This is a genomic window from Bacillus sp. FSL L8-0167 (genome assembly GCF_038630295.1).
Taxonomy (GTDB): Bacteria; Bacillota; Bacilli; order Bacillales; family Bacillaceae; genus Bacillus; species Bacillus safensis.
On the sequence record NZ_CP152027.1, the window covers coordinates 3,162,583 to 3,181,807 of the forward strand.

The window sequence follows — 19,225 nt, forward strand, 5'->3', positions numbered from 1 at the left end:
ACATCATGTTATCGGCTTTTTGATTAGCGGATATATTGCGCTGGATTGACTGCATTTGATTTTGCGCCATTCCATAATCCTTTATGAATTTCAAAGTGAAGATGCTGACCATGCGATTGGCCGGTATTTCCCATATATCCAAGGAATTGTCCTTGTTCGACTCTCTGTCCTGTTGACACACTTCTTGTAGACAGGTGGGCGTATACAGTTTGATATGTCTGTCCATTGATATTGTGCGTAATGAACACAACATTTCCGTAGCTCGATGAGTAGCTGGAGTTCGTGACTGTTCCAGATGCTGCTGCATAGACAGGAACTGTGCCTTTTGCTGCAATATCTAATCCGAAGTGGTTTCCGCCAGAACGTCCGCCAAAGCCAGATGAGAAACGCCCTGCCGCTGGTTTAATAAAGCCTGAGCTGCTTGCTGGTGTATCAGATACTTGATCTGAGCCGCCGCTGTGAGATGCAGGTGCATTTTTTTCAGCTGCTTGTTTTGCTTTCTTCGCTTCTTCCTTTTGTCGGTGTGCTTCCTCAGATTTCACAGCCGCTTTTTGATTCGCTAGGATTTCTTGTTCATTCTCAAGCTTGCCTAGTTCATCATGTGCATGATTTTTTTTATCTGTCACATCACCTAAAATGTGTTCTTTTTCTTTGTGCTTCTTAGATAAATCTTTTTTCAGTGCTTCTAGCTCTTTCAAAGATGTTTCAAGTCCGCTTAGCTGATTATTTAGCTCTGCTTCTTTTTGCTCCACCAGCTTTAAATCATTTTCATGTTCTGTAATCATGTCTTTGTCTGCTTCGACAATTGTTGTGACAGCTCCAACACGACCGACAAAATCACTAAAGCTGCGAGCACCTAGCAGCACATCTAAATAGTTGATCGTACCGCCGCTTTTTTGCATTGAACGAATCCGGTCTTTGAAAATGGCTTTTCTTTTTTCAATTCGCTCATTGATGACTTGAATGTCTTTTTTTAGCTTCTTGATTTCTTGCTTCGTTTTTTTAACTTCTTTCTCTTTTTCAGCGACTTTTTCAGTTGCAGTACTTACCTTTTGGTCAATTTGTTCAATTTCTTTCTTGAGCTTTGATTCTTTCTTTTCAAGCTTTGCCAGCTCTGACTTCTTCTTCTTCAAGCTTGATTCAGTCTTCGATGTTTTCTCTTCGATTTGTTGACGTTTTTGATCTAGGTCTTCGTATGCGAATGCACGATTCTCGTTCCCTGGAATGTATAGCCACGTTGTTCCAATAAACGCTGCCATTCCAGCCATCATCAGCTTTCTTTTCAAAACGATATTCCCCTCCCATGACAACTGTCGACATGAAGAGCCGACCGGATGAATCGGTTCAACCGGTCACATCTTCTATAGAATCCTCGAATGCTGCCATCAAAATATATTTATACTTTTAAGAATTTACGGATAGACGTTAAGCTTCCCCATACACCAATGATTGCACCGATCACTAGCAGGACCAGTGATACTTGATAGACAAACGGATTGTATGGAAGCATGGAAATAAATGAGCCTTGTACTCTCGGTGCGACCCAGCCAACTGCATATTGATACGTGCCAAGCAATAGGGCAATTGGTATAATGGAACCAAATACACCAAGCAATAATCCTTCAATGAAGAATGGCCAGCGGATAAACCAGTTCGTTGCACCTACCAGCTTCATAATCTCAATTTCTTTACGTCTAGCAAAAATCGTAATTTTGATCGTATTGGAGATTAAGAACATAGCTGTAAATAACAGCCCAATAATGAGCACAATGCCGACATTACGCGCTACTCCAACTACATTGAAGAGTCGGCTGACCTCTTCTTTTCCATAGGTTACTTTATATGTACCCTTTAGGTTTTCTAATTTCTTTGCTACTTTTGGTGTATCGTGAGGATCTGTTGTTTTCACAATAAACGCATCGTTTAATGGATTTTCTTGATCAACAAGTCCCATGGATTGTCCATTTTCTCCGAAGCTTTTAATCAGTGCTTTCAGTTCGTCATCTTTAGATGAGTACTTCACATTACTGATTTCAGGAATCTTTTCAATTTCTGCTTTTAATTCATCCTGCTGCTTTTGATTCGCCGTTAATTCGATTAATACTTTTACTTCTACTTCTTTTTCAGCGTTCGATGCCATGTTATTCAAGTTGAGCATAATCACAAGGAAAACCCCAACTAAAATCAATGTGACAGTAACCGCACTAATTGATGCAAATGTCATCCACGTGTTTCTTCCAAGTGAACGGAAGCTCTCACGTAAATGCCGCGAGAGAGTTTTAATCATAAATTCCGTACTCCCCTCTTGCTTCGTCACGCACAATCATTCCATCTTCGATTGCGATGACGCGTTTCTTCATGGTGTTTACAATTTCTTTGTTGTGTGTCGCCATAACCACTGTTGTTCCGCGGTTATTAATCTCTTCGAGCGTCTTCATGATTTCCCAAGAAGTGTCTGGGTCAAGGTTTCCTGTCGGCTCATCTGCAATGACGACCTCAGGGCTATTAACAATCGAGCGGGCGATAGACACACGCTGCTGTTCACCGCCGGACAGCTGGTCAGGAAATTGACGCGCTCTGTGCTTTAGCTGAACCAGATCGAGAACATCAAGCACTTTTTTCTTAATGATATGAGGCTGTTCACCAATCACTTCAAGAGCAAATGCTACGTTCTCAAACACAGTAAGAGTTGGGAGTAGCTTGAAATCTTGGAATACTACGCCAATTTCTCTTCTTACGTAAGGTATTTCTTTTTCCTTCATTGAGCCTAAATCTTTGTTATTAATTAAGATTTGCCCTTTGGTTGGCTTCTCTTCACGATACATCATTTTGATGAAAGTGGATTTACCAGCACCACTGGGACCAACAACATACACAAACTCTCCTGGATGGATAGAGACATTGATTCCATTGATCGCCTTTACGCCATTAGGATAGATCTTGTAGACTTCCTTCATTTGAATCATGTAATCACCTAATCTTTTCTTATTCGCTGACTAACAGCTTATCATGATGTTTTGACACTTCTCGTCAAAAAACGTTATGTATGGTCACGCACATACCCTTCGATACTTACTAACAATTTATGTCCTTTTCATCCAAAAAGATGAAAAAATTGAATCGTCTAAATTTCAACAACTCCAATTATACGTCATGAATCGACGCAATGGTATTACATTTATATTTCAAAACTTATAAATAAAAGGTAAATAGAACAATCAAAACCAAAAAACATGCCTTTATACCCTTATTTTTTAAATAAAATTTAATATAATGCGTTTTCATACTATCCAAAAGTCTTTTTCTACATATAAAAAAACAAAAAAACCTTGTCGATTAGACAAAGGTTTTATTTTTTCTCTGCAAGCCATTTTGCTACTTCTTTTGCCTGCTTCTCATCTACCATACCGCTTGGCATAGAGCCTTTACCGTTTTGCGCAATATCTGCGATTTGGCTTTCATTATATTTCTTCCCTACTTCCTTCAGGCTTGGACCGCCTCCGCCAGATAGGTCTTTCCCATGACAGCCAATACAGTTTTGCTGATAGATCTCCTCACCACTGCTCACAGATGATGCACTTTTGCTGCCTTCTTTGTCGCTGCTGCTTGAATTTCCTCCACAAGCCGCGAGAACAAGAAGCATCGCTGCAAATAGCATCGTTAATCCGCTTTTTTTCATCTATTTCCCTCCCTTACAATCATTTGGTCAACGCTATTATATCCTTGTTTATGCCCTTTTAAAACCCTCACCAAGCACCTCTTTTGCATCCATCACGATGACAAATGCTGATGCATCGATTGCTTTCACCACTTGTTTCAACTTTGTGAATTGTGACTGCCCAACGACACACATCAAAATTGGGCGGTCATGATCGGTATATCCTCCGACTGCTGAGATCTTCGTCACACCGCGGTCAATTTGATCAAAAACCGCCTGTCTGACCTCATCTTCATGCCCTGTAATGATCATTGCCATTTTTGAATGACTGAAGCCAGCCTGTACCACATCAATCGTTTTACTAGAAATAAACACACCAATGACCGCGTACAGCCCCTCTTCAATTCCAAAGACCGTCATCGCAGCCAGAACAATCAAGCCATCCATCATCGCTAAACAGGTGCCTAGCGTGAGTCCTGTGTACTTATTGATGATTTTGGCAGCGAGTGCTGTTCCACCCGTTGATCCATTCCCAAGGAACACGAGCCCTATTCCGATCCCAATGACCACACCGCCAAATATAGCCGCCAGCAGTGCTTCATGTGTGACAGGTGCAATATGTCTTGTGACAAACACCATGAAAGGTAAAAAAATCGAGCCAACGAGTGTTTTCACTCCAAATGTACCGCCTAATAAATAAAAGCCAGCGATAAACAGGGGAATATTAAGCCCCCATTGCACATACGCCGCTTCAAAGCCGAATGACTGCATAATGGTACTAATGCCGCTCACACCGCCTGCTGCAATCTGATTCGGTAATAATAACGTATTAAAACCAATCGCCACGATGGCAGATCCGATTAAAATGAACAAATAATTTTTCACTTCGATCCAAAATTGTGAATGTCCCTGCTTCATGTCTTTCTTCCTCCGTTACTTCTGAATGCACACCTATTTTAATCCCTCTTAAAACGATTGTAAATAACAGCCAAATGCAGTGCTAATGGATTAATACTTTATCACACAGACGGATCAGCGTACTTGCCGGTTGGCATAAGATGAATTGATGGTATATTTAATATGTACATGAGAAAGAAGGGGCATGCGATGAAGAAAATACTGAAGATAACAGGTATGACATTACTTGCACTGATCATCTTAGCTTTTGGTGCTTTCTATACATGGAGCCGCTTTACATATGGACCATCAGAAGCATTAAAAAAACAAGTGAACATGGAGCAAGTGGAACATAAAAACAATGTTTATACATTTGAAACATCAAAAAGTGATACTGGCATCATTCTCTATCCTGGGGCAAAGGTGGAACCACTTGCATATGCCTATATCGGGGATACGCTGATGAAAAAAGGCTACTCTGTCTTTATCCCTGACATGCCATTTTCCTTTGCGATCTTCAATCCAAACAAAGCGCAGGACATCATCAAAGATCACCAATCGATCAAACACTGGTATATTGGCGGACATTCACTTGGCGGGGCAGCTGCCGCTATGTTTGCAGAAAAAAATCAGAGCAAGCTCGATGGACTCTTTTTCCTAGCATCTTATCCAGCATCAGATGACCTGAAACAATTGTCACTAAAAATCCTCTCTATTTCAGGTGAAAAGGATGGGCTGGCAACACAAGAGAAAATCAAAAAATCGAAAGCAAATCTGCCGTCTCAAACCGTTTATCATGAAATAAAAGGCGGGAATCATGCGCAGTTTGGCATGTATGGCAAACAAAAAGGGGATCAGCCAGCGGACATTCCAGCCCTGTCGCAGCAAAATGATCTCATCCAGACAATGCTTGACTGGCTGAAGCCAGCAAAAAAGCTCCCATAATAGGAGCTTTTCATTTTTTATTTTTTTGTCACCTCTAAAAATTCTTCAGCATCTGCTACAGCCAAACGAATGGCTTCTTCCCAAAATGCTTTTTGGGTAAGGTCAACGCCTAGATGCTTTTTGGCTAAATCTTCTACTGTCATTGAAGCAGTATCCTTTAATAATGCAATGTATTTCTCTTCAAACGATGTACCAGCCTGCAATGCTTTTGCGTAAATTCCTAACGAGAACATGTATCCAAAGGTGTATGGAAAATTATAAAATGGAACATTCGTGATATGGAAATGCAGCTTAGAAGCCCAGAAATGCGGATGGTATTCATCTAATGAGTCACCGAACGCTTCCTTCTGCGCTTCGACCATCAATTCATTCAATCTGTCAGCCGGCACTTCTCCTTGTTTACGCTCTTCATAAAAGCGCTGTTCAAATAAGAAACGAGATTGAATGTTCATGAAGAAAGCTACACTGCGCTGCAGCTTATCCTCTAACAGGCTGAGCCGCTCCTCTTCATTTGCCGCTTCTTTTAATGAGGCATCAGCTACAATCATTTCTGCGAATGTCGACGCTGTTTCAGCTACATTCATTGCGTATTTGCGATTCAGAATGCGAACATCCTGCATCACTTCCTGATGGAACGAATGACCGAGCTCATGCGCTAGTGTCGCCACATTGGATGGACTTCCTGAGAAGGTCATAAAAATACGTGATTCTCCGCTGTCAGGGAAATTTGTACAAAAGCCGCCTACCCGTTTGTTTGGACGGTCCTCAGCTTCTACCCAGCGTTCATTAAAGGCTTTTTCTGTAAAAGCAGCGAGCTCTTCTCCAAATCCTGCGAAATGTTTCACAATAAAAGCAGCTGCTTCTTGATAAGGATAGATTTTGGTCTCACTGCCGATAGGAGCCCCAACATCGAACCAGCTCAGCTTATCCACTCCAAGCATGTCAGCTTTTCGGTGTAAATAATCAATGAATGGCTGCTTATGTTCATCAATCACAGACCACATTGCATCAAGGGTTTCTTGTTTCATCCGGCAAATTTCAAGCGGTTCTTTTAAAATGTGATCCCAGCCCCTTGCTTCATACACTTGCAAACGAAAACCAGCAAGGTGATTGAGCGTACTAGCAAATAAATGTTCATCCTGCTTCCATGCATGCTCTAGGTTGTGATAAACGGCCTTTCTGACTTCACGATCTGAATCATCCATAGCATTTTCTGCTTGGCCTACAGAGATCATCTGCGTTTCTCCATGCTGTTCAAACGGAATGGTAATTTTATTGACTAAGCTGGAATAAAGCTCATCCCACGCATGGTACCCATCTACAGCCAGCTTTTGAATCAGCGTTTCTTGTTCAACAGGTAATTGATCCTTCACACGGTCTCTTCGCTCATTTAATATGTAGCGGACATCTGAAAAGGCTGCTGAATTCATCAATTCTTCCCACTTGTTTGCAGGGATAGCAGCTAGCGCTTGATCAAACAGTGCAAGGATGGTTCCTAAATCAGCTTCTAGGTTGGCAATCGTACCTCGAAGACTGCCTGCCTTCATATCCTTCGTATTTTGAGCTTGTAGGCAGGATACAAATGAACTTGCTTGAGACAATTTTTTATATGTAGTTTCATACGCGTCAAGGACAGACGTTAATTGGCTTTCAATGTGTGTATCTTCTTTTGAAAAGGCATCCACCTTTTGTCGTAATTCATCTAGTAGCTGCTGAATGTTTTGCAGGTATGTCTTAAATTCTGGTGAAGAACTGCCTCCTTTAAAAAAGGCATCTAAATCCCACGTTTCTTGCAATGGTGTTAATCCCAAAATATTTCCCCCTTTATTTGCTAATTTCATCATACAAAGGATATAGAATCAGTATGTCGTATGTATACCTTTATATTCATTATATTTTCTCACAATTAAAAAAACCCGGCAAGAAGCCGAGTTTTTATGATAATTTCGAACGTAAGTACGCATCGATAAATGAATCTAAATCTCCATCCATCACCGCTTGAACATTTCCCATCTCCGTATTGGTTCGATGGTCTTTCACAAGAGAATAAGGGTGGAATACATAAGAGCGGATTTGGCTTCCCCAGCCAATTTCTTTCTGCTCTCCTCTGATTTCATCCAATTCTGCCTGCTGTTCTTCGATCCGTTTTTGATAAAGTTTCGATTTCAGCATTTTCATCGCACGTTCTCTGTTTTTAATTTGTGATCTTTCTGTTTGGCACGTCACGACGACATTCGTTGGAATGTGTGTGATACGAACAGCAGAGTCCGTCGTATTAACGTGCTGCCCACCTGCTCCGCTTGCACGATACGTATCTACCTTGATATCCTCTGTCCGAATATCAATATCAATTTCTTCATTGAATTCCGGCATGACATCACAGGAAACGAAGGATGTATGTCTGCGGCCAGAAGAATCAAAAGGAGAAATACGAACCAAACGATGGACACCTTTTTCAGCTTTTAAGTAACCGTACGCGTTATGCCCTTTGATGAGCAAAGTCACAGACTTAATCCCTGCCTCATCACCTGGAAGGTAATCAAGCGTTTCGACCTTAAAGCCTCTGCGCTCTGCCCAGCGAGTGTACATTCGCAGAAGCATAGAACCCCAGTCCTGTGATTCAGTTCCACCTGCACCTGGGTGAAGCTCCAGAATGGCATTGTTTTTATCATAAGGTTCGCTTAAAAGAAGCTGCAGCTCAAATTCGTTAAACTGCTTCGTTAAGTTCTTCAGCTCTTTTTCAAGCTCTGCATGAAGCTCCTCGTCATAATCTTCCTTTAATAAGTCATGCGTCATTTGCAGCTCTTCATGTGATTCACTGAGCTCATGGTAGGAATTCACAGAATCCTTCAGTGCATTGGCTTCATTGATAACGCCTTGAGCCTTTTGCTGATCATTCCAAAAATCAGCCTCTGACATCGTCGCTTCAAGCTCTGCGATTTTGGCCTCTTTTGTTTCTAAGTCAAAGAGACCCCCTAAAATCAGCTAGCCTGCTAGCCATATTTTCAAGCTCTTGTCTAATTTCTACTAATTCCATATCCTTCACCTCATAGATGTATGGGGGCTGACATGAATAGAAAGAGGTTTTCACCTCTTTCCATTACTTATTCTGTCTTCCCATGACAATTTTTATATTTCTTGCCGCTTCCGCAGTGACATGGGGAGTTTCGTCCAATGTCTACGACTTTACGTACCGGCTTCTTCTTCACTGTCTTCTCCTCATCGCCCTCTTGCGGCTGATGAGCCGTTGTTTGACCTTGAACCACTTCTTCACGTTCTAGGTTGTTTTGGATTTCTGATTTCAAGACATACTTGGCCACGTCATCTTCAATTGAAGCAACCATATGCTCAAACATCGCAAATCCTTCCATTTGGTATTCACGAAGCGGATTCGTTTGTGCGTACGCACGTAAATGAATCCCTTGACGCAGCTGATCCATTGCATCGATATGGTCCATCCACTTCGAATCCACCGCACGAAGAACGATGACTTTTTCAAATTCACGCATTTGTTCTTCGCCAAATGTTTCTTCTTTTGCATCGTATTTTTCTTTAATACGATCCATGATGAAGGTTGTGATTTCATCTGCTTCTTTACCGAAGATATCTTTGACCGTAATGGCACCTTCGTCCAAATAGTTCGTGTTGATTAATTCAACAAGACCATCTAGTTTCCATTCTTCAGGCAGCTCCTCTTTTGGCGTATAAGATCCCACCGCACGCTCAATTGAAGATTGGATCATATTGATGACAATTGATTTTAAGTTGTCAGAATCGATGACTTCAAAACGCTGTTTGTAGATTACTTCACGCTGTTGACGAAGCACATCGTCATATTGCAGAAGCTGCTTACGGGAATCAAAGTTGTTCCCCTCTACACGTTTTTGAGATGATTCAACGGCTTTAGACACCATTTTACTTTGGATTGGTGTAGAGTCATCCATGCCAAAGCGGTCAAGCATCGCCATCGTCCGCTCTGCACCAAATCGGCGCATCAATTCATCTTCCATGGAGAGATAGAATTGGGTAATCCCTGGGTCTCCTTGACGTCCAGAACGTCCGCGAAGCTGGTTATCAATACGACGGGATTCATGACGCTCTGTCCCGATAACAGCCAGACCTCCAAGTTCTTTTACACCTTCGCCAAGCTTGATGTCTGTACCACGTCCTGCCATGTTTGTCGCAATGGTCACAGCACCTTTTTGACCAGCCTCTTCAATAATTTGTGCTTCACGCTCATGGTTTTTTGCGTTTAACACTTGATGAGGAATGCCTTTATTTTTAAGCAGCTTAGAAATAAGCTCAGATGTCTCAACTGCAACTGTTCCGACAAGAACTGGCTGCCCTGTCATATAGCGCTGCGCAACATCCTCAGCCACTGCTTTAAATTTACCATCCATTGTGCGGTAAATTAAATCAGGTCTGTCATCACGAACAACTGGCTGGTTGGTCGGGATTGAGACAACCTGCATGTTGTAAATGTTACGGAATTCTTCTTCTTCCGTTTTTGCTGTACCAGTCATACCAGATAATTTTTCATACATACGGAAGTAGTTCTGGAACGTAATTGTTGCTAGTGTCATGCTTTCGTTCTGCACTTCAAGACCTTCTTTTGCCTCGATGGCTTGATGCAGCCCTTCACTATAACGGCGTCCTTTCATTAAACGTCCTGTGAAGGAGTCAACGATGACTACTTGGCCTTCTTCTACTACATAATCCACGTCTTTTTGCATCGCAACATGTGCCTTCAGCGCCTGAGCGATGTGATGGTTCAGCGCGACATGTTTGACATCAAACAGGTTCTCAATGCCGAATGCTTTTTCCGCCTTCGTCATTCCGCTTTCAGTCAGCTGCACACTTTTTGTTTTAATATCATACGTGAAATCATCTTCGATTTTTAATGTGCGGACAAATGCATTGGCTTGTACATAAAGCTTTGTTGATTTCGCAGCTTGTCCAGAAATAATAAGAGGTGTTCTCGCTTCATCAATTAAAATGGAGTCAACCTCATCGATCACGGCATAATGAAGCGGTCTCTGAACCATTTGCTCTTTGTAAAGCACCATGTTATCCCGTAAATAGTCAAAGCCGAGTTCATTGTTTGTTGAATACGTGATATCAGCGGCGTACGCTTCTCTTTTTTCATCTTTGTCTAAGCTGTTTAAGTTTAAGCCGACTGTTAAACCAAGAAACTCAAAAATTTTGCCCATTTCCTGCGCATCACGGCTTGCCAAGTATTCGTTGACTGTCACGATGTGGACGCCTTTTCCAGAAAGAGCATTTAAATAAACAGGCATTGTTGATGTCAATGTTTTACCTTCACCTGTTTTCATTTCAGCGATGTTACCTTCATGAAGCGCGATGCCCCCCATGAGCTGCACCTTAAATGGGAACATTCCTGTTACGCGGCGGGATGCCTCGCGAACCGTTGCAAATGCTTCAACCAGCAGGTCATCCACCGATTGTCCTTTTTCAAGTTTTTCTTTAAATTCAATCGTTTTATTTCGTAAAGCCTCGTCAGATAATTTTTCAAAATCTTGAGCGAGAGCTTCGATTTCATTTGCCTTTTTTTCATATCGGCTGATCGTACGTTTCGTAGGATCAAACACTTTGTTTAAGATTCCAAGCATATAATAACGCTCCTCTATTTCATGCAATTTTTCGGCATGTCCAAAAGTTTGACAGGTCCATATTTACCTGCATTTATCATACCATACCTTCTTTCATTTCCAAAGAATTTGCCATAATTTCGCACAAAAAACCCGCCCCTTATGAAGGGAACGGGTTTACTTTATTTAGGTTGTTTTTGAATCAGCATCAACTGATATTTAAGCGTTTGGCTCAATGAGTCCATATTTACCGTCATTTCGGCGATAAACCACATTGGTCAAATTTGTCTCAGCATTTGTGAAAACGAAGAAACTATGACCTAACATGTTCATTTGGAGAATGGCCTCTTCACTATCCATCGGCTTTAAGTTGAAACGTTTTTGTCTGACGATTTCTGTTTCATCAATCTCTTCGTCATCTTGAACTGCTACTTCAGCCGTACCATTTCCTCCAGCAAATAAGTGCTTTTTGGCACCTTGCTCGCGGAATTTACGGTTTACTTTTGTTTTGTGCTTTCTAATTTGACGTTCTAATTTACTGGCTGCTAGGTCTACTGCATTGTACATATCCTCATTATGCACCTCAGCTCGAAGTGCTAGATCAGTCATTGGAATGGTAACCTCAACTTTAGATTCTTGATCGTTGTAAAACTTCAAGTTCACGTTGACTGAAGCATCTACATCTGTCTCAAAATAACGCTCCAGCTTTCCAATTTTTTTCTCGACATGATCTCTTAGTGCAGGTGTTACGTCGATGTTTTCTCCTCTGACATTGTAATTCATGTAAAGAACGCCTCCTTTAAAATTAAGGATATGTAAACCTATTTCTACTTTTCCCTCCTTTTCTCCTGCTCAAACGTAAAAAAAATGTGAATATTTATTGAAATTTGTCGAATTTTGCGGTGCTTCAACTGTTGCTTGATAGGTGATGAATATATATTCGGCTAATTCTTGAAAAAGACCAGCGTACATTAAATGGTAAAAGATGAAATCGATGTTTTCAGCGATTGAGATAAGGATTTTAGATCCTCCGCAGCCGCTTTCATCTCTTCATTGGCCGCTAATGATTCTTCAACAGCAGCAGACATGTACTCTGTTTCTTCTGAGTTTCGTTTCGCACCTTCTTCAATGAAACCAACCGTTTGAGAAATTTCCTCTGTACTAGCAGAAATTTGTTCTGCAGTGGCTGACAGCTCTTCTGCTTTCATTGAAATATCACGAATAGATTCCAATATTTCATGGAAGCTTTGTTCAGATAATTGTGATACTTTTACACCCTCTGCTACATCCCGCTCAACCTTCGTCATTGATTGTGATGACCTTTCTGTATCTTTGTTCACGTTCTCGAGTAATTGACTAATTTGATCTGTCAACTGACTAGATTCTTCTGCCAGTTTCCTCACTTCATCTGCTACAACTGCAAAGCCTCTTCCATGTTCTCCCGCTCTTGCTGCTTCTATAGCTGCGTTTAAAGCAAGCAAATTCGTCTGGTCAGCAATGGCATGGATATGACCTAACAGATCTTGAATGCCTGTAAACTGCGCTTGCACATGGGCCATTGTGGAATGGTGTTCATTCACAGACTCTTTAATAGAACTCATTTGTTGCACAAATTGTTGAATAAGGGCGGCACCCTCTTCAGCCTTTTCAGTCACTGAAATTGAGTGACCCGAAACATCGGACGTGTGTACAGCTGCATTTTGCATGCCAGTCGACACTTCCTGAATGGCGGATGCCACTTTTCCGACCGCATCTGATTGTTCACGTGAAGCTTCACTGACCTGTTCAATCGAGCTGGATGTCTGCTCACTAGCCGATATCGTTTGACTGATGGTTTCCTCAAATTGAGCAGCAGAATCAGCAAGCTGTCTTGATCCGCTTTGCACCTGCAAAATAAGCTGACGCAAATGAGCCGTCATTTGATTAAAGGCTGTGCCGAGTTGACCAATCTCATTTTTAGAGGTCACTTCAATCTCTTCAAGGGTAAGATCACCATCTGCCATCCTTTTTGCGGCATTTGTGACAGAAACAATTGGTTTTGTCATGCGATGAACAAATCTGATCCCAATCACCAAAAGGCCAACAATAATCGCTGCACTGACCAAAATGAGTGTAAGCAATAATTGATTACTATCTTGATTGAGCTGATTGATTTTTTGATCACGTTGTTTTAGCTGATTTTGAGCGAATTCTTTTGTAAAGGTATGTATTTCTTGTTCGATAGGTTGTAATTCTTGACTGAGGCGGGTGTTGAATTCTTTTTGATTTTGCATATTTAATGAATTAAATAATCGATTTGTTGAGGTGTAGTAGAGATAATTTTTTTCTGAGATTTGATCTAATAGATTTTTTGCTTGTTTGACCGTACTCATTTTAGAAGCTTCTGCTGTTTTCTTATTAATATCTTCATATGTTTGCTCAATTTTCTGCAAATTTTCAGCATCTTGCACGACGACATATGTTTTAATCTGTGCTTCCTGCTTTTGCAGAAGGGTTTCTAATTCCAGCGATGTCTGATAAAGCTTCACTTCCTTGCTTAATAGCGCTTTATAGGATTGATCTGTTTTGTAATAGAGAAAGCTTGAGAATCCTAACATACTGACAAACAATACACATATGACAATAAGCCCAAATAAAAATTGATTTTTTAGTCTCATAATTTCCTCCGAATGGTCTGAATTGGACAAAAATTAATGAATGACATACGGCCTCATACAGGCATGTATTTCATCCATCCACTTTCTATATTCAGGTATAAAGTATGTTTTCAGGAATGATTGGAAGTGATTTGAAGGGAATGTATAGAAAGCTAGTACATCAAAACTTAAAAATATTTGATCAAACGAACGAATCGTTTTGGCAAAGTGATCATTTTCAATAATTGAAAGCAGAAGGGGATGTGTTGTGTCTAAATGAAAGAAGGCATGGATCAGATCATTAAAGATCCGATCCCCTTCTGTTTTGTCAAAATCCTTCTCAATTTCATCTAAATAGTTTAGACTCTCTTCTATCGTGTATAGAAGTTCATAATATGTGGTTAATAAAATATAGTCATTTGAACGATACGCCACAGGTCTCACCTATTTATTTCCGTTTATCGTAGTATACGCCGTCACTTGTTATGGGCTGGTATGGATTTTGATAATTCAGCTGTTTTGTTTTCTTTTTTTGAATGGCTTGAATATCTGCTTTTATCCCATTTTGGATAACCGTTAATTGCTTCGCCATCTGTTGATCTGTTTGGATGATTTCTCGGATTTTCTCTTTTTCTTGATCCGTCAATTCATGCTGTATATCTCTCATTAATTCGTCTCTCTCAATTAAAAAGGCATCAAAGTCTTCAACCAGTGTGTCACTTTGCGGATTTTCCGCTATTTCGGCTGCCATTTTTAATGTTTGATCATGCAGCTGGTCCACAATACTCATAGAGAGCCCCCGATAGAGTGGTGACGGCCTTTTCGATCGGTTTGAATGACTTCCTTCCACGCATCACGAAAATCAGTTACGTACTCTTCTACTTCATTCAATATCTCTTCGTCATTTTGAAGATTGGCTTCTATCAGTCTGCGATAAATGTAATCATACATACTTGCCATACTCTTTGATACGTCATAGGAACGATTTAAGGTGACATTTAATTCTTGAATGATGTTTTGAGCCTTTTTCAGGTTCACATTTCTCGTTTCTGCATCCTCTTTTTGAATGGCATGCTTCGCTATTCTGATGAACTTTAAGCAGCCTTCATAAAGCATAAGCGTCAACTCGGCAGGTGTTGCGGTCTCAATAGAATTTTTCTGATAGGCGGCATAAGGGTTCTGTATTGCCATATGTTATAAACCTCCAATTATTGTCCAAGCAGTTGAGAAAGGTAGCCAGATTGGTTGTTTAGCTTTTGAATTGCACTATCCATGGCGTTAAACTTTTTGTAGTAACGGGCTTCAACCATTTTTAAACGATCTTGGAATGTACTCATTCGTTTTGTCAAAGAATCAAGGTCCTTACCAAGTCCGTATTCCTTTGATTCCATTGTTATGCTGCCAGCCTTTTTTTGAATGCTCTTCGAAAAGTCTGATAAGGAATTTTTGATACGATAGATGATGCCTTGTTCTTGATATTGCTGCTGCGCTTTGTCTTTATCCTTTGAATCCACATTTAAACTACCCGAGATGAACATTTGTCTGACCTTCTCCGGGTCTTCTTCAATGGCTTTTTTTAATTTCTCTACTCCATCACTATCCTTAATAAATTCAAGCTTCCCACCATCTTTATAGCTGGATGATGTCGAAATACCGATTTGTGTGAGTTGGATTTTATTCGCATCACTTGTCGTAATATTAGCATACAAATCACTTCTTATTTTAGAGGCACCAGATCGTAAAATGGAATCACTTCTCAGCAAGCCAGACTTCGCGGTCGTTTCCCATAGCTCTATTTCTTTTTCAGACATCGCTTTTTTCTCTTCAGCCGTTAATGGATGATAGTCTCTGTTTTTCTTTTCATTGACTTTTCCATTAATCTGCTCAACGAGTTCATTATATTTATCAACAAATTGTTTAATTTTATCATATATTGCATCCACATCTGTTGAAACGTTTAAGCTGACGGGCTTATCTGTCGTTGCTTTAAGCTCGTACGTAATATCAGCCTGCGTGAATGTATTGTTGTTATTTTCCATTTTCAGACCATTAATCTCGTATTGCGCCTTCTGTCCTTGAGTGGTCGCAACTAATTTGTTATCTCCATCTACTTGGAAGCCTAATTGCGTTAAAAATGAAGCCGAATTGCCATCAGCTGCTTTAATACTGACGCCTTCACCCGTTGTTCGAGAAGTAAGAGCGATGGTATCCACGTAGTTAGTGCCATCAGAGATTTGGCCTTTGTAAGCCGTCACACCTAATTGCGCGCTGTTCAGCTTTTTCACGATGTCATCAATTGTATCGGTATCAGAAGTATTGATTGTCACCGTTTTTGGTTTTGTCGAATCTGGTGTCGTCACTTCAAACGTAAACGTTCCGTTTGTTGGTGTAAATCCAGATGTACCAGAGGATTTGAAGACGGAAGCTGTCGCTAGCTGAGTGACATGAATAGAGCCAGAGGTCGCATTTGTTGATCCAGTTGCTGTGACAGCAGATTCATTAGAGCTTGTCACCTTTTTGGCGCCATATGTACTTGGACGCGTTAAGTTTAAACTATTAATCAAATCATCTAATTCTTTAATTTTCGAGTTAACCTCGCGATAGCTGTCTCTTTGCCATTCAAGCGTTTGTTTCTGACGCGTCATTGTATCAAGTGGTGCTTGCTCCGTTTTCATCAGCTTTGATACGATTTCATCAATATCGAACACATTTGAAAATCCAGTAATACGATTGACCATTATTTATGTTCTCCCTTCATTTACATTCTTTTATCTACAAATAAACCGACAATTTCTGTCATTGCTGCATAGAAATCAAGCCATTCCTTGGAAGGAATTTCTCTAATGACTTCATCTGTTTGGTTATCTACGACTTTGACATAATATTCGTTGAGTTTTTCATGTAATTCAAATTGAAGATGAAATTGAGTAGGTTCAATCAGCTTGTTTGCCCCTTGAAGCGTTTTTTCAATTTCTTCTTTTGAAACAGCCCTGCCATTTGCTTGTGAGTCAGAGTTTACATTGTCATTCTGGTTATTAGAAACACGGGTTTGAAATGCATCGATAATTGGCTCTAGCGATGTCAACTTACCAACAGACATAGTTATTCAGCTCCTGTGCTTTAATCTATCTTTTATATCGGCTTTGAATTTGCAAATTAAATATAGATGGACCGATTTGTTAAAGTTTCCTATAGATCATGAACATCTGTATCGAAACGCTTTCACACGGAGAAGGACAGCTGAATGCGATAAAAAAATCCTCACTTTTTTTGTGAGGATAATTGAGAGAGGAGATCTAAGGATAAACTAGCAGCACGATTGTTCTCTTCTTGAATTGACAGGTACACTTCTTTCCTGTGAATATCGATGTGCTTAGGAGCCTCAATCCCGACTTTCACTTGATCGCCTTCGATTGAAATAATCTTGACTTCAATATCATCGCCTATTTGAATCGACTGGTTTAATTTACGAGACAGCACTAACATGAGGATGCCACCTCTAACAAATGTTTTGTATGATAGGCTGAATCATGCAAAATCACCTGCTTGGCTTTCATGTTTTTCCGGTTCACAATAATAGGCGCTCTTAAATTGGCTGTTGTTTTTTCAATAGATGATTCCATTGTTAAAATAACCATTACTTCCACATCATTGGCATCTTCTACTTCCAGAATGTCTACAACCGTTTCGTCTAAATCAAATTCGTATTGATTGAAGAATAAAAACGGGCTGCTGACGATAAAACCTAATGCCGAGTTATTTAATGATTGAAGAACTAAAAATGGAGACTCTTCTGATAAAGGCAAAATGACAAACTGTTTTTGATCCAGAAATCCTGGTATCCCGTTAGAGAAGTGAATGATTTGCTCCTCTTTGATTGTCACTTCACCATGGTATTTTGTTTGAATGATCATAATTCACGACCTTTTTCATTTTTCTTAATTATACCTTATCACCATTTTGGCCCGTTTCGTCAACTTCTATTTTTAATTCTGGGTATTGTAACATATCAATATTGACCTTACCTGGCTGGTAGTTAACGATTGGTTTATGAGGTGTGGCCTCTATGATAGCTTTTTGCGGCTCCACATCAATTTGAAGCTCAGAAGGCTGATAGTGAATTTTCACACTAAAGAATGAAGGTATCACACCAATGGTGAATTGTTTTGCTGGGGGACTGCCATTGATTTTGGCAAACTCAGCAATCGCATTCCCACCATTCTCGATCTTGATGAGTTCACTTCCTTCTTCCGCTCTTCGACCCATTCCTTCTCCAACAGCACGCTTCCCCTCAGCTGCCCATTCCTCAGAACGTCTAAAAATTGACTTGATGTCCATATCGGCAAATGCCTCGGTTTGATCAATGGTTAATTTCGACGGTGTCCTTTTGATATTCATGACAGCTCGTGGCTGCTGAATCTCAAGATCAGCTTGTGGCTGCTCTACTTCTTGCCGGGAAGGAGTTGTCGACATTTGAAGCTTTGCATAGGTTTGCTGCATTAACAATCTAGGGATTTGCATATGTTCACCTCCATGATGCAAAAAAGCACCCATCGGATGCTTTTTATTATCTTAAGAAATCTACAAGGGATGGCTGAATGACTTTCGCTGTTGTCGCTAAAGCAGCTCTATTCACCGTCTCTTGTTGAAGAAGATCAAGAATTGCCTTTTCACTTTCAACATCTTCATTATCTGATTTAGCATTTTTCAGTACTTGAAATTGTGAAGTCAAACGACTTCCTACTAAGTCAACACGATTCGAACGCGCTCCTAGGTCAGATCGCTCAGCACTCATTACTTCTTTAAACTGATCGATACTTCCTAATGCATCATCAGAATTCGCAAACGTTCCATTTTTCAATGAGTTTTCTAAATCAGTCAGCATTTCAATGACATTTTGACCGTTAGCCTGTCCGCCAAACGCTGAGATTGGATTTGAGTTTACATTTAAAGTGATACCATCAGAAATATTCGCTTGAACAGCATTCGCATCTGTATAATTTTCGAAGTTAAATGTATACGTTCCGTCTGCATTCTCAACAACTGGTTTAACATTTGTATTTGTCCCATTAAATACGAACTTACCTAGCATTTGAGTGTTCATTGCATCAATGATTTGATTCTTCATCTGGCCAATTTCCACTCCGATAGCTGCTAAATCTTCGGGCTGCTTTGTTCCATTTGCCGCATCAAGCACTTTATCTCGTATATTTGACATAATATCAATGATTTCAGTGACACTTGTTTCAGATGTATCAATCCAGTTTTGTGCTTCATTTAAGTTATTTTTATATTGTTCATTTCGGAACAAGGCAGTACTATATTGAAGGCTTTTTACTGCTGCAACAGGATCATCAGACGTTTTTGTAAAACGTTTGCCTGTTTGTGCCTGCTCATTAATTTTAGAAAGTTTTTCATAACTTTTACTAATATTTCGAAGTGAGTTTTGAGAAATCATCCCTTGTGTGACTCGCATCCGT

General features: G+C 40.3%; 20 protein-coding genes. 1 reads left to right on the top strand and 19 read right to left on the bottom strand.

All coding sequences use genetic code 11. The annotated features are described in order from the left end of the window. Window positions 1–23: 23 nt before the first annotated feature. The 5 genes from MHB66_RS16410 to MHB66_RS16430 all read right to left on the bottom strand — a co-directional run bounded on the left by MHB66_RS16410 (window position 24) and on the right by MHB66_RS16430 (window position 4,576). A complete protein-coding gene (locus MHB66_RS16410) occupies window positions 24–1,286 on the bottom strand; it encodes a M23 family metallopeptidase (RefSeq protein ID WP_034281077.1) in 1,263 nt (420 codons plus the stop codon). 110 nt (window positions 1,287–1,396) lie between these two features. Next, complete coding sequence (gene ftsX / locus MHB66_RS16415; protein WP_034281079.1) at window positions 1,397–2,287, bottom strand: permease-like cell division protein FtsX; 891 nt, start codon at window positions 2,285–2,287, stop codon at window positions 1,397–1,399. Next, entirely contained in the window at window positions 2,280–2,966 is a 687-nt protein-coding gene (ftsE, locus tag MHB66_RS16420; protein ID WP_024423601.1) for a cell division ATP-binding protein FtsE, read from the bottom strand. Before ftsE ends, ftsX begins: the two co-directional genes overlap by 8 nt. 383 nt (window positions 2,967–3,349) lie before the next feature. Continuing rightward, window positions 3,350–3,679, bottom strand: coding sequence for a cytochrome c551 (cccB, locus tag MHB66_RS16425; RefSeq protein WP_024423602.1), 330 nt, complete (start codon window positions 3,677–3,679; stop codon window positions 3,350–3,352). Window positions 3,680–3,727: 48 nt separating this feature from the next. Beyond that, complete coding sequence (locus tag MHB66_RS16430; RefSeq protein WP_024426245.1) at window positions 3,728–4,576, bottom strand: YitT family protein; 849 nt, start codon at window positions 4,574–4,576, stop codon at window positions 3,728–3,730. Between the two features lie 189 nt (window positions 4,577–4,765). On the opposite strand from MHB66_RS16430, the gene MHB66_RS16435 reads away from it, so the two are divergent. Beyond that, window positions 4,766–5,500, top strand: coding sequence for an alpha/beta fold hydrolase (locus tag MHB66_RS16435; protein ID WP_046313072.1), 735 nt, complete (start codon window positions 4,766–4,768; stop codon window positions 5,498–5,500). Window positions 5,501–5,517: 17 nt separating this feature from the next. On the opposite strand, the gene MHB66_RS16440 is transcribed toward MHB66_RS16435, so the two are convergent. The 14 genes from MHB66_RS16440 to flgL all read right to left on the bottom strand — a co-directional run bounded on the left by MHB66_RS16440 (window position 5,518) and on the right by flgL (window position 19,221). After that, window positions 5,518–7,311 carry a M3 family oligoendopeptidase gene (locus tag MHB66_RS16440; protein WP_046313070.1) on the bottom strand — a complete coding sequence of 598 codons (1,794 nt, stop codon included), beginning with the start codon at window positions 7,309–7,311 and terminating at the stop codon, window positions 5,518–5,520. Window positions 7,312–7,435: 124 nt separating this feature from the next. Beyond that, window positions 7,436–8,537 (bottom strand): peptide chain release factor 2 gene (gene prfB, locus MHB66_RS16445; protein WP_098677688.1). Its coding sequence is split into 2 segments (ribosomal slippage): window positions 7,436–8,464 and window positions 8,466–8,537, totalling 1,101 coding nucleotides; the frame shifts between segments, so codons are not numbered across the junction. A gap of 67 nt (window positions 8,538–8,604) precedes the next feature. After that, window positions 8,605–11,130 carry a preprotein translocase subunit SecA gene (gene secA, locus MHB66_RS16450; RefSeq protein ID WP_034281086.1) on the bottom strand — a complete coding sequence of 842 codons (2,526 nt, stop codon included), beginning with the start codon at window positions 11,128–11,130 and terminating at the stop codon, window positions 8,605–8,607. 198 nt (window positions 11,131–11,328) lie between these two features. Continuing rightward, window positions 11,329–11,892 carry a ribosome-associated translation inhibitor RaiA gene (gene raiA, locus MHB66_RS16455; protein WP_024423608.1) on the bottom strand — a complete coding sequence of 188 codons (564 nt, stop codon included), beginning with the start codon at window positions 11,890–11,892 and terminating at the stop codon, window positions 11,329–11,331. A gap of 188 nt (window positions 11,893–12,080) precedes the next feature. After that, window positions 12,081–13,766 (bottom strand): methyl-accepting chemotaxis protein, encoded by a 1,686-nt coding sequence (locus tag MHB66_RS16460; protein ID WP_046313069.1) that lies wholly within the window; start codon window positions 13,764–13,766, stop codon window positions 12,081–12,083. Between the two features lie 33 nt (window positions 13,767–13,799). Continuing rightward, window positions 13,800–14,180 carry a hypothetical protein gene (locus MHB66_RS16465; protein WP_046313067.1) on the bottom strand — a complete coding sequence of 127 codons (381 nt, stop codon included), beginning with the start codon at window positions 14,178–14,180 and terminating at the stop codon, window positions 13,800–13,802. A gap of 13 nt (window positions 14,181–14,193) precedes the next feature. Next, entirely contained in the window at window positions 14,194–14,535 is a 342-nt protein-coding gene (fliT, locus tag MHB66_RS16470; protein ID WP_046313066.1) for a flagella biosynthesis regulatory protein FliT, read from the bottom strand. Continuing rightward, window positions 14,532–14,936: a flagellar export chaperone FliS gene (gene fliS / locus MHB66_RS16475; RefSeq protein WP_041115574.1), complete on the bottom strand. Its 405-nt coding sequence runs from the start codon at window positions 14,934–14,936 to the stop codon at window positions 14,532–14,534. Before fliS ends, fliT begins: the two co-directional genes overlap by 4 nt. A 17-nt stretch (window positions 14,937–14,953) precedes the next feature. Continuing rightward, window positions 14,954–16,483: a flagellar hook-associated protein 2 gene (locus MHB66_RS16480; RefSeq protein WP_034281091.1), complete on the bottom strand. Its 1,530-nt coding sequence runs from the start codon at window positions 16,481–16,483 to the stop codon at window positions 14,954–14,956. Between the two features lie 20 nt (window positions 16,484–16,503). Next, window positions 16,504–16,845 (bottom strand): flagellar protein FlaG, encoded by a 342-nt coding sequence (flaG, locus tag MHB66_RS16485; RefSeq protein ID WP_034281093.1) that lies wholly within the window; start codon window positions 16,843–16,845, stop codon window positions 16,504–16,506. Between the two features lie 161 nt (window positions 16,846–17,006). Continuing rightward, entirely contained in the window at window positions 17,007–17,231 is a 225-nt protein-coding gene (csrA, locus tag MHB66_RS16490) for a carbon storage regulator CsrA (RefSeq protein ID WP_008360181.1), read from the bottom strand. Next, window positions 17,225–17,659, bottom strand: coding sequence for a flagellar assembly protein FliW (gene fliW / locus MHB66_RS16495; protein ID WP_024423615.1), 435 nt, complete (start codon window positions 17,657–17,659; stop codon window positions 17,225–17,227). Before fliW ends, csrA begins: the two co-directional genes overlap by 7 nt. 28 nt (window positions 17,660–17,687) lie before the next feature. Then, a complete protein-coding gene (locus MHB66_RS16500; protein WP_024426253.1) occupies window positions 17,688–18,266 on the bottom strand; it encodes a DUF6470 family protein in 579 nt (192 codons plus the stop codon). Window positions 18,267–18,312: 46 nt separating this feature from the next. Then, window positions 18,313–19,221, bottom strand: a complete 909-nt coding sequence (gene flgL, locus MHB66_RS16505) for a flagellar hook-associated protein FlgL (protein WP_034281095.1) — start codon at window positions 19,219–19,221, stop codon at window positions 18,313–18,315. Window positions 19,222–19,225 lie beyond the last annotated feature (4 nt).

Coding starts and splice junctions, on each gene's coding strand:
- ftsX (WP_034281079.1), bottom strand. CDS start 2,287: ATGATTAAAACTCTCTCGCGGCATTTACGTGAGAGCTTCCGTTCACTT.
- ftsE (WP_024423601.1), bottom strand. CDS start 2,966: ATGATTCAAATGAAGGAAGTCTACAAGATCTATCCTAATGGCGTAAAG.
- cccB (WP_024423602.1), bottom strand. CDS start 3,679: ATGAAAAAAAGCGGATTAACGATGCTATTTGCAGCGATGCTTCTTGTT.
- MHB66_RS16430 (WP_024426245.1), bottom strand. CDS start 4,576: ATGAAGCAGGGACATTCACAATTTTGGATCGAAGTGAAAAATTATTTG.
- MHB66_RS16435 (WP_046313072.1), top strand. CDS start 4,766: ATGAAGAAAATACTGAAGATAACAGGTATGACATTACTTGCACTGATC.
- secA (WP_034281086.1), bottom strand. CDS start 11,130: ATGCTTGGAATCTTAAACAAAGTGTTTGATCCTACGAAACGTACGATC.
- raiA (WP_024423608.1), bottom strand. CDS start 11,892: ATGAATTACAATGTCAGAGGAGAAAACATCGACGTAACACCTGCACTA.
- MHB66_RS16460 (WP_046313069.1), bottom strand. CDS start 13,766: ATGAGACTAAAAAATCAATTTTTATTTGGGCTTATTGTCATATGTGTA.
- fliT (WP_046313066.1), bottom strand. CDS start 14,535: ATGAGTATTGTGGACCAGCTGCATGATCAAACATTAAAAATGGCAGCC.
- fliS (WP_041115574.1), bottom strand. CDS start 14,936: ATGGCAATACAGAACCCTTATGCCGCCTATCAGAAAAATTCTATTGAG.
- MHB66_RS16480 (WP_034281091.1), bottom strand. CDS start 16,483: ATGGTCAATCGTATTACTGGATTTTCAAATGTGTTCGATATTGATGAA.
- flaG (WP_034281093.1), bottom strand. CDS start 16,845: ATGTCTGTTGGTAAGTTGACATCGCTAGAGCCAATTATCGATGCATTT.
- csrA (WP_008360181.1), bottom strand. CDS start 17,231: ATGTTAGTGCTGTCTCGTAAATTAAACCAGTCGATTCAAATAGGCGAT.
- fliW (WP_024423615.1), bottom strand. CDS start 17,659: ATGATCATTCAAACAAAATACCATGGTGAAGTGACAATCAAAGAGGAG.
- MHB66_RS16500 (WP_024426253.1), bottom strand. CDS start 18,266: ATGCAAATCCCTAGATTGTTAATGCAGCAAACCTATGCAAAGCTTCAA.
- flgL (WP_034281095.1), bottom strand. CDS start 19,221: ATGCGAGTCACACAAGGGATGATTTCTCAAAACTCACTTCGAAATATT.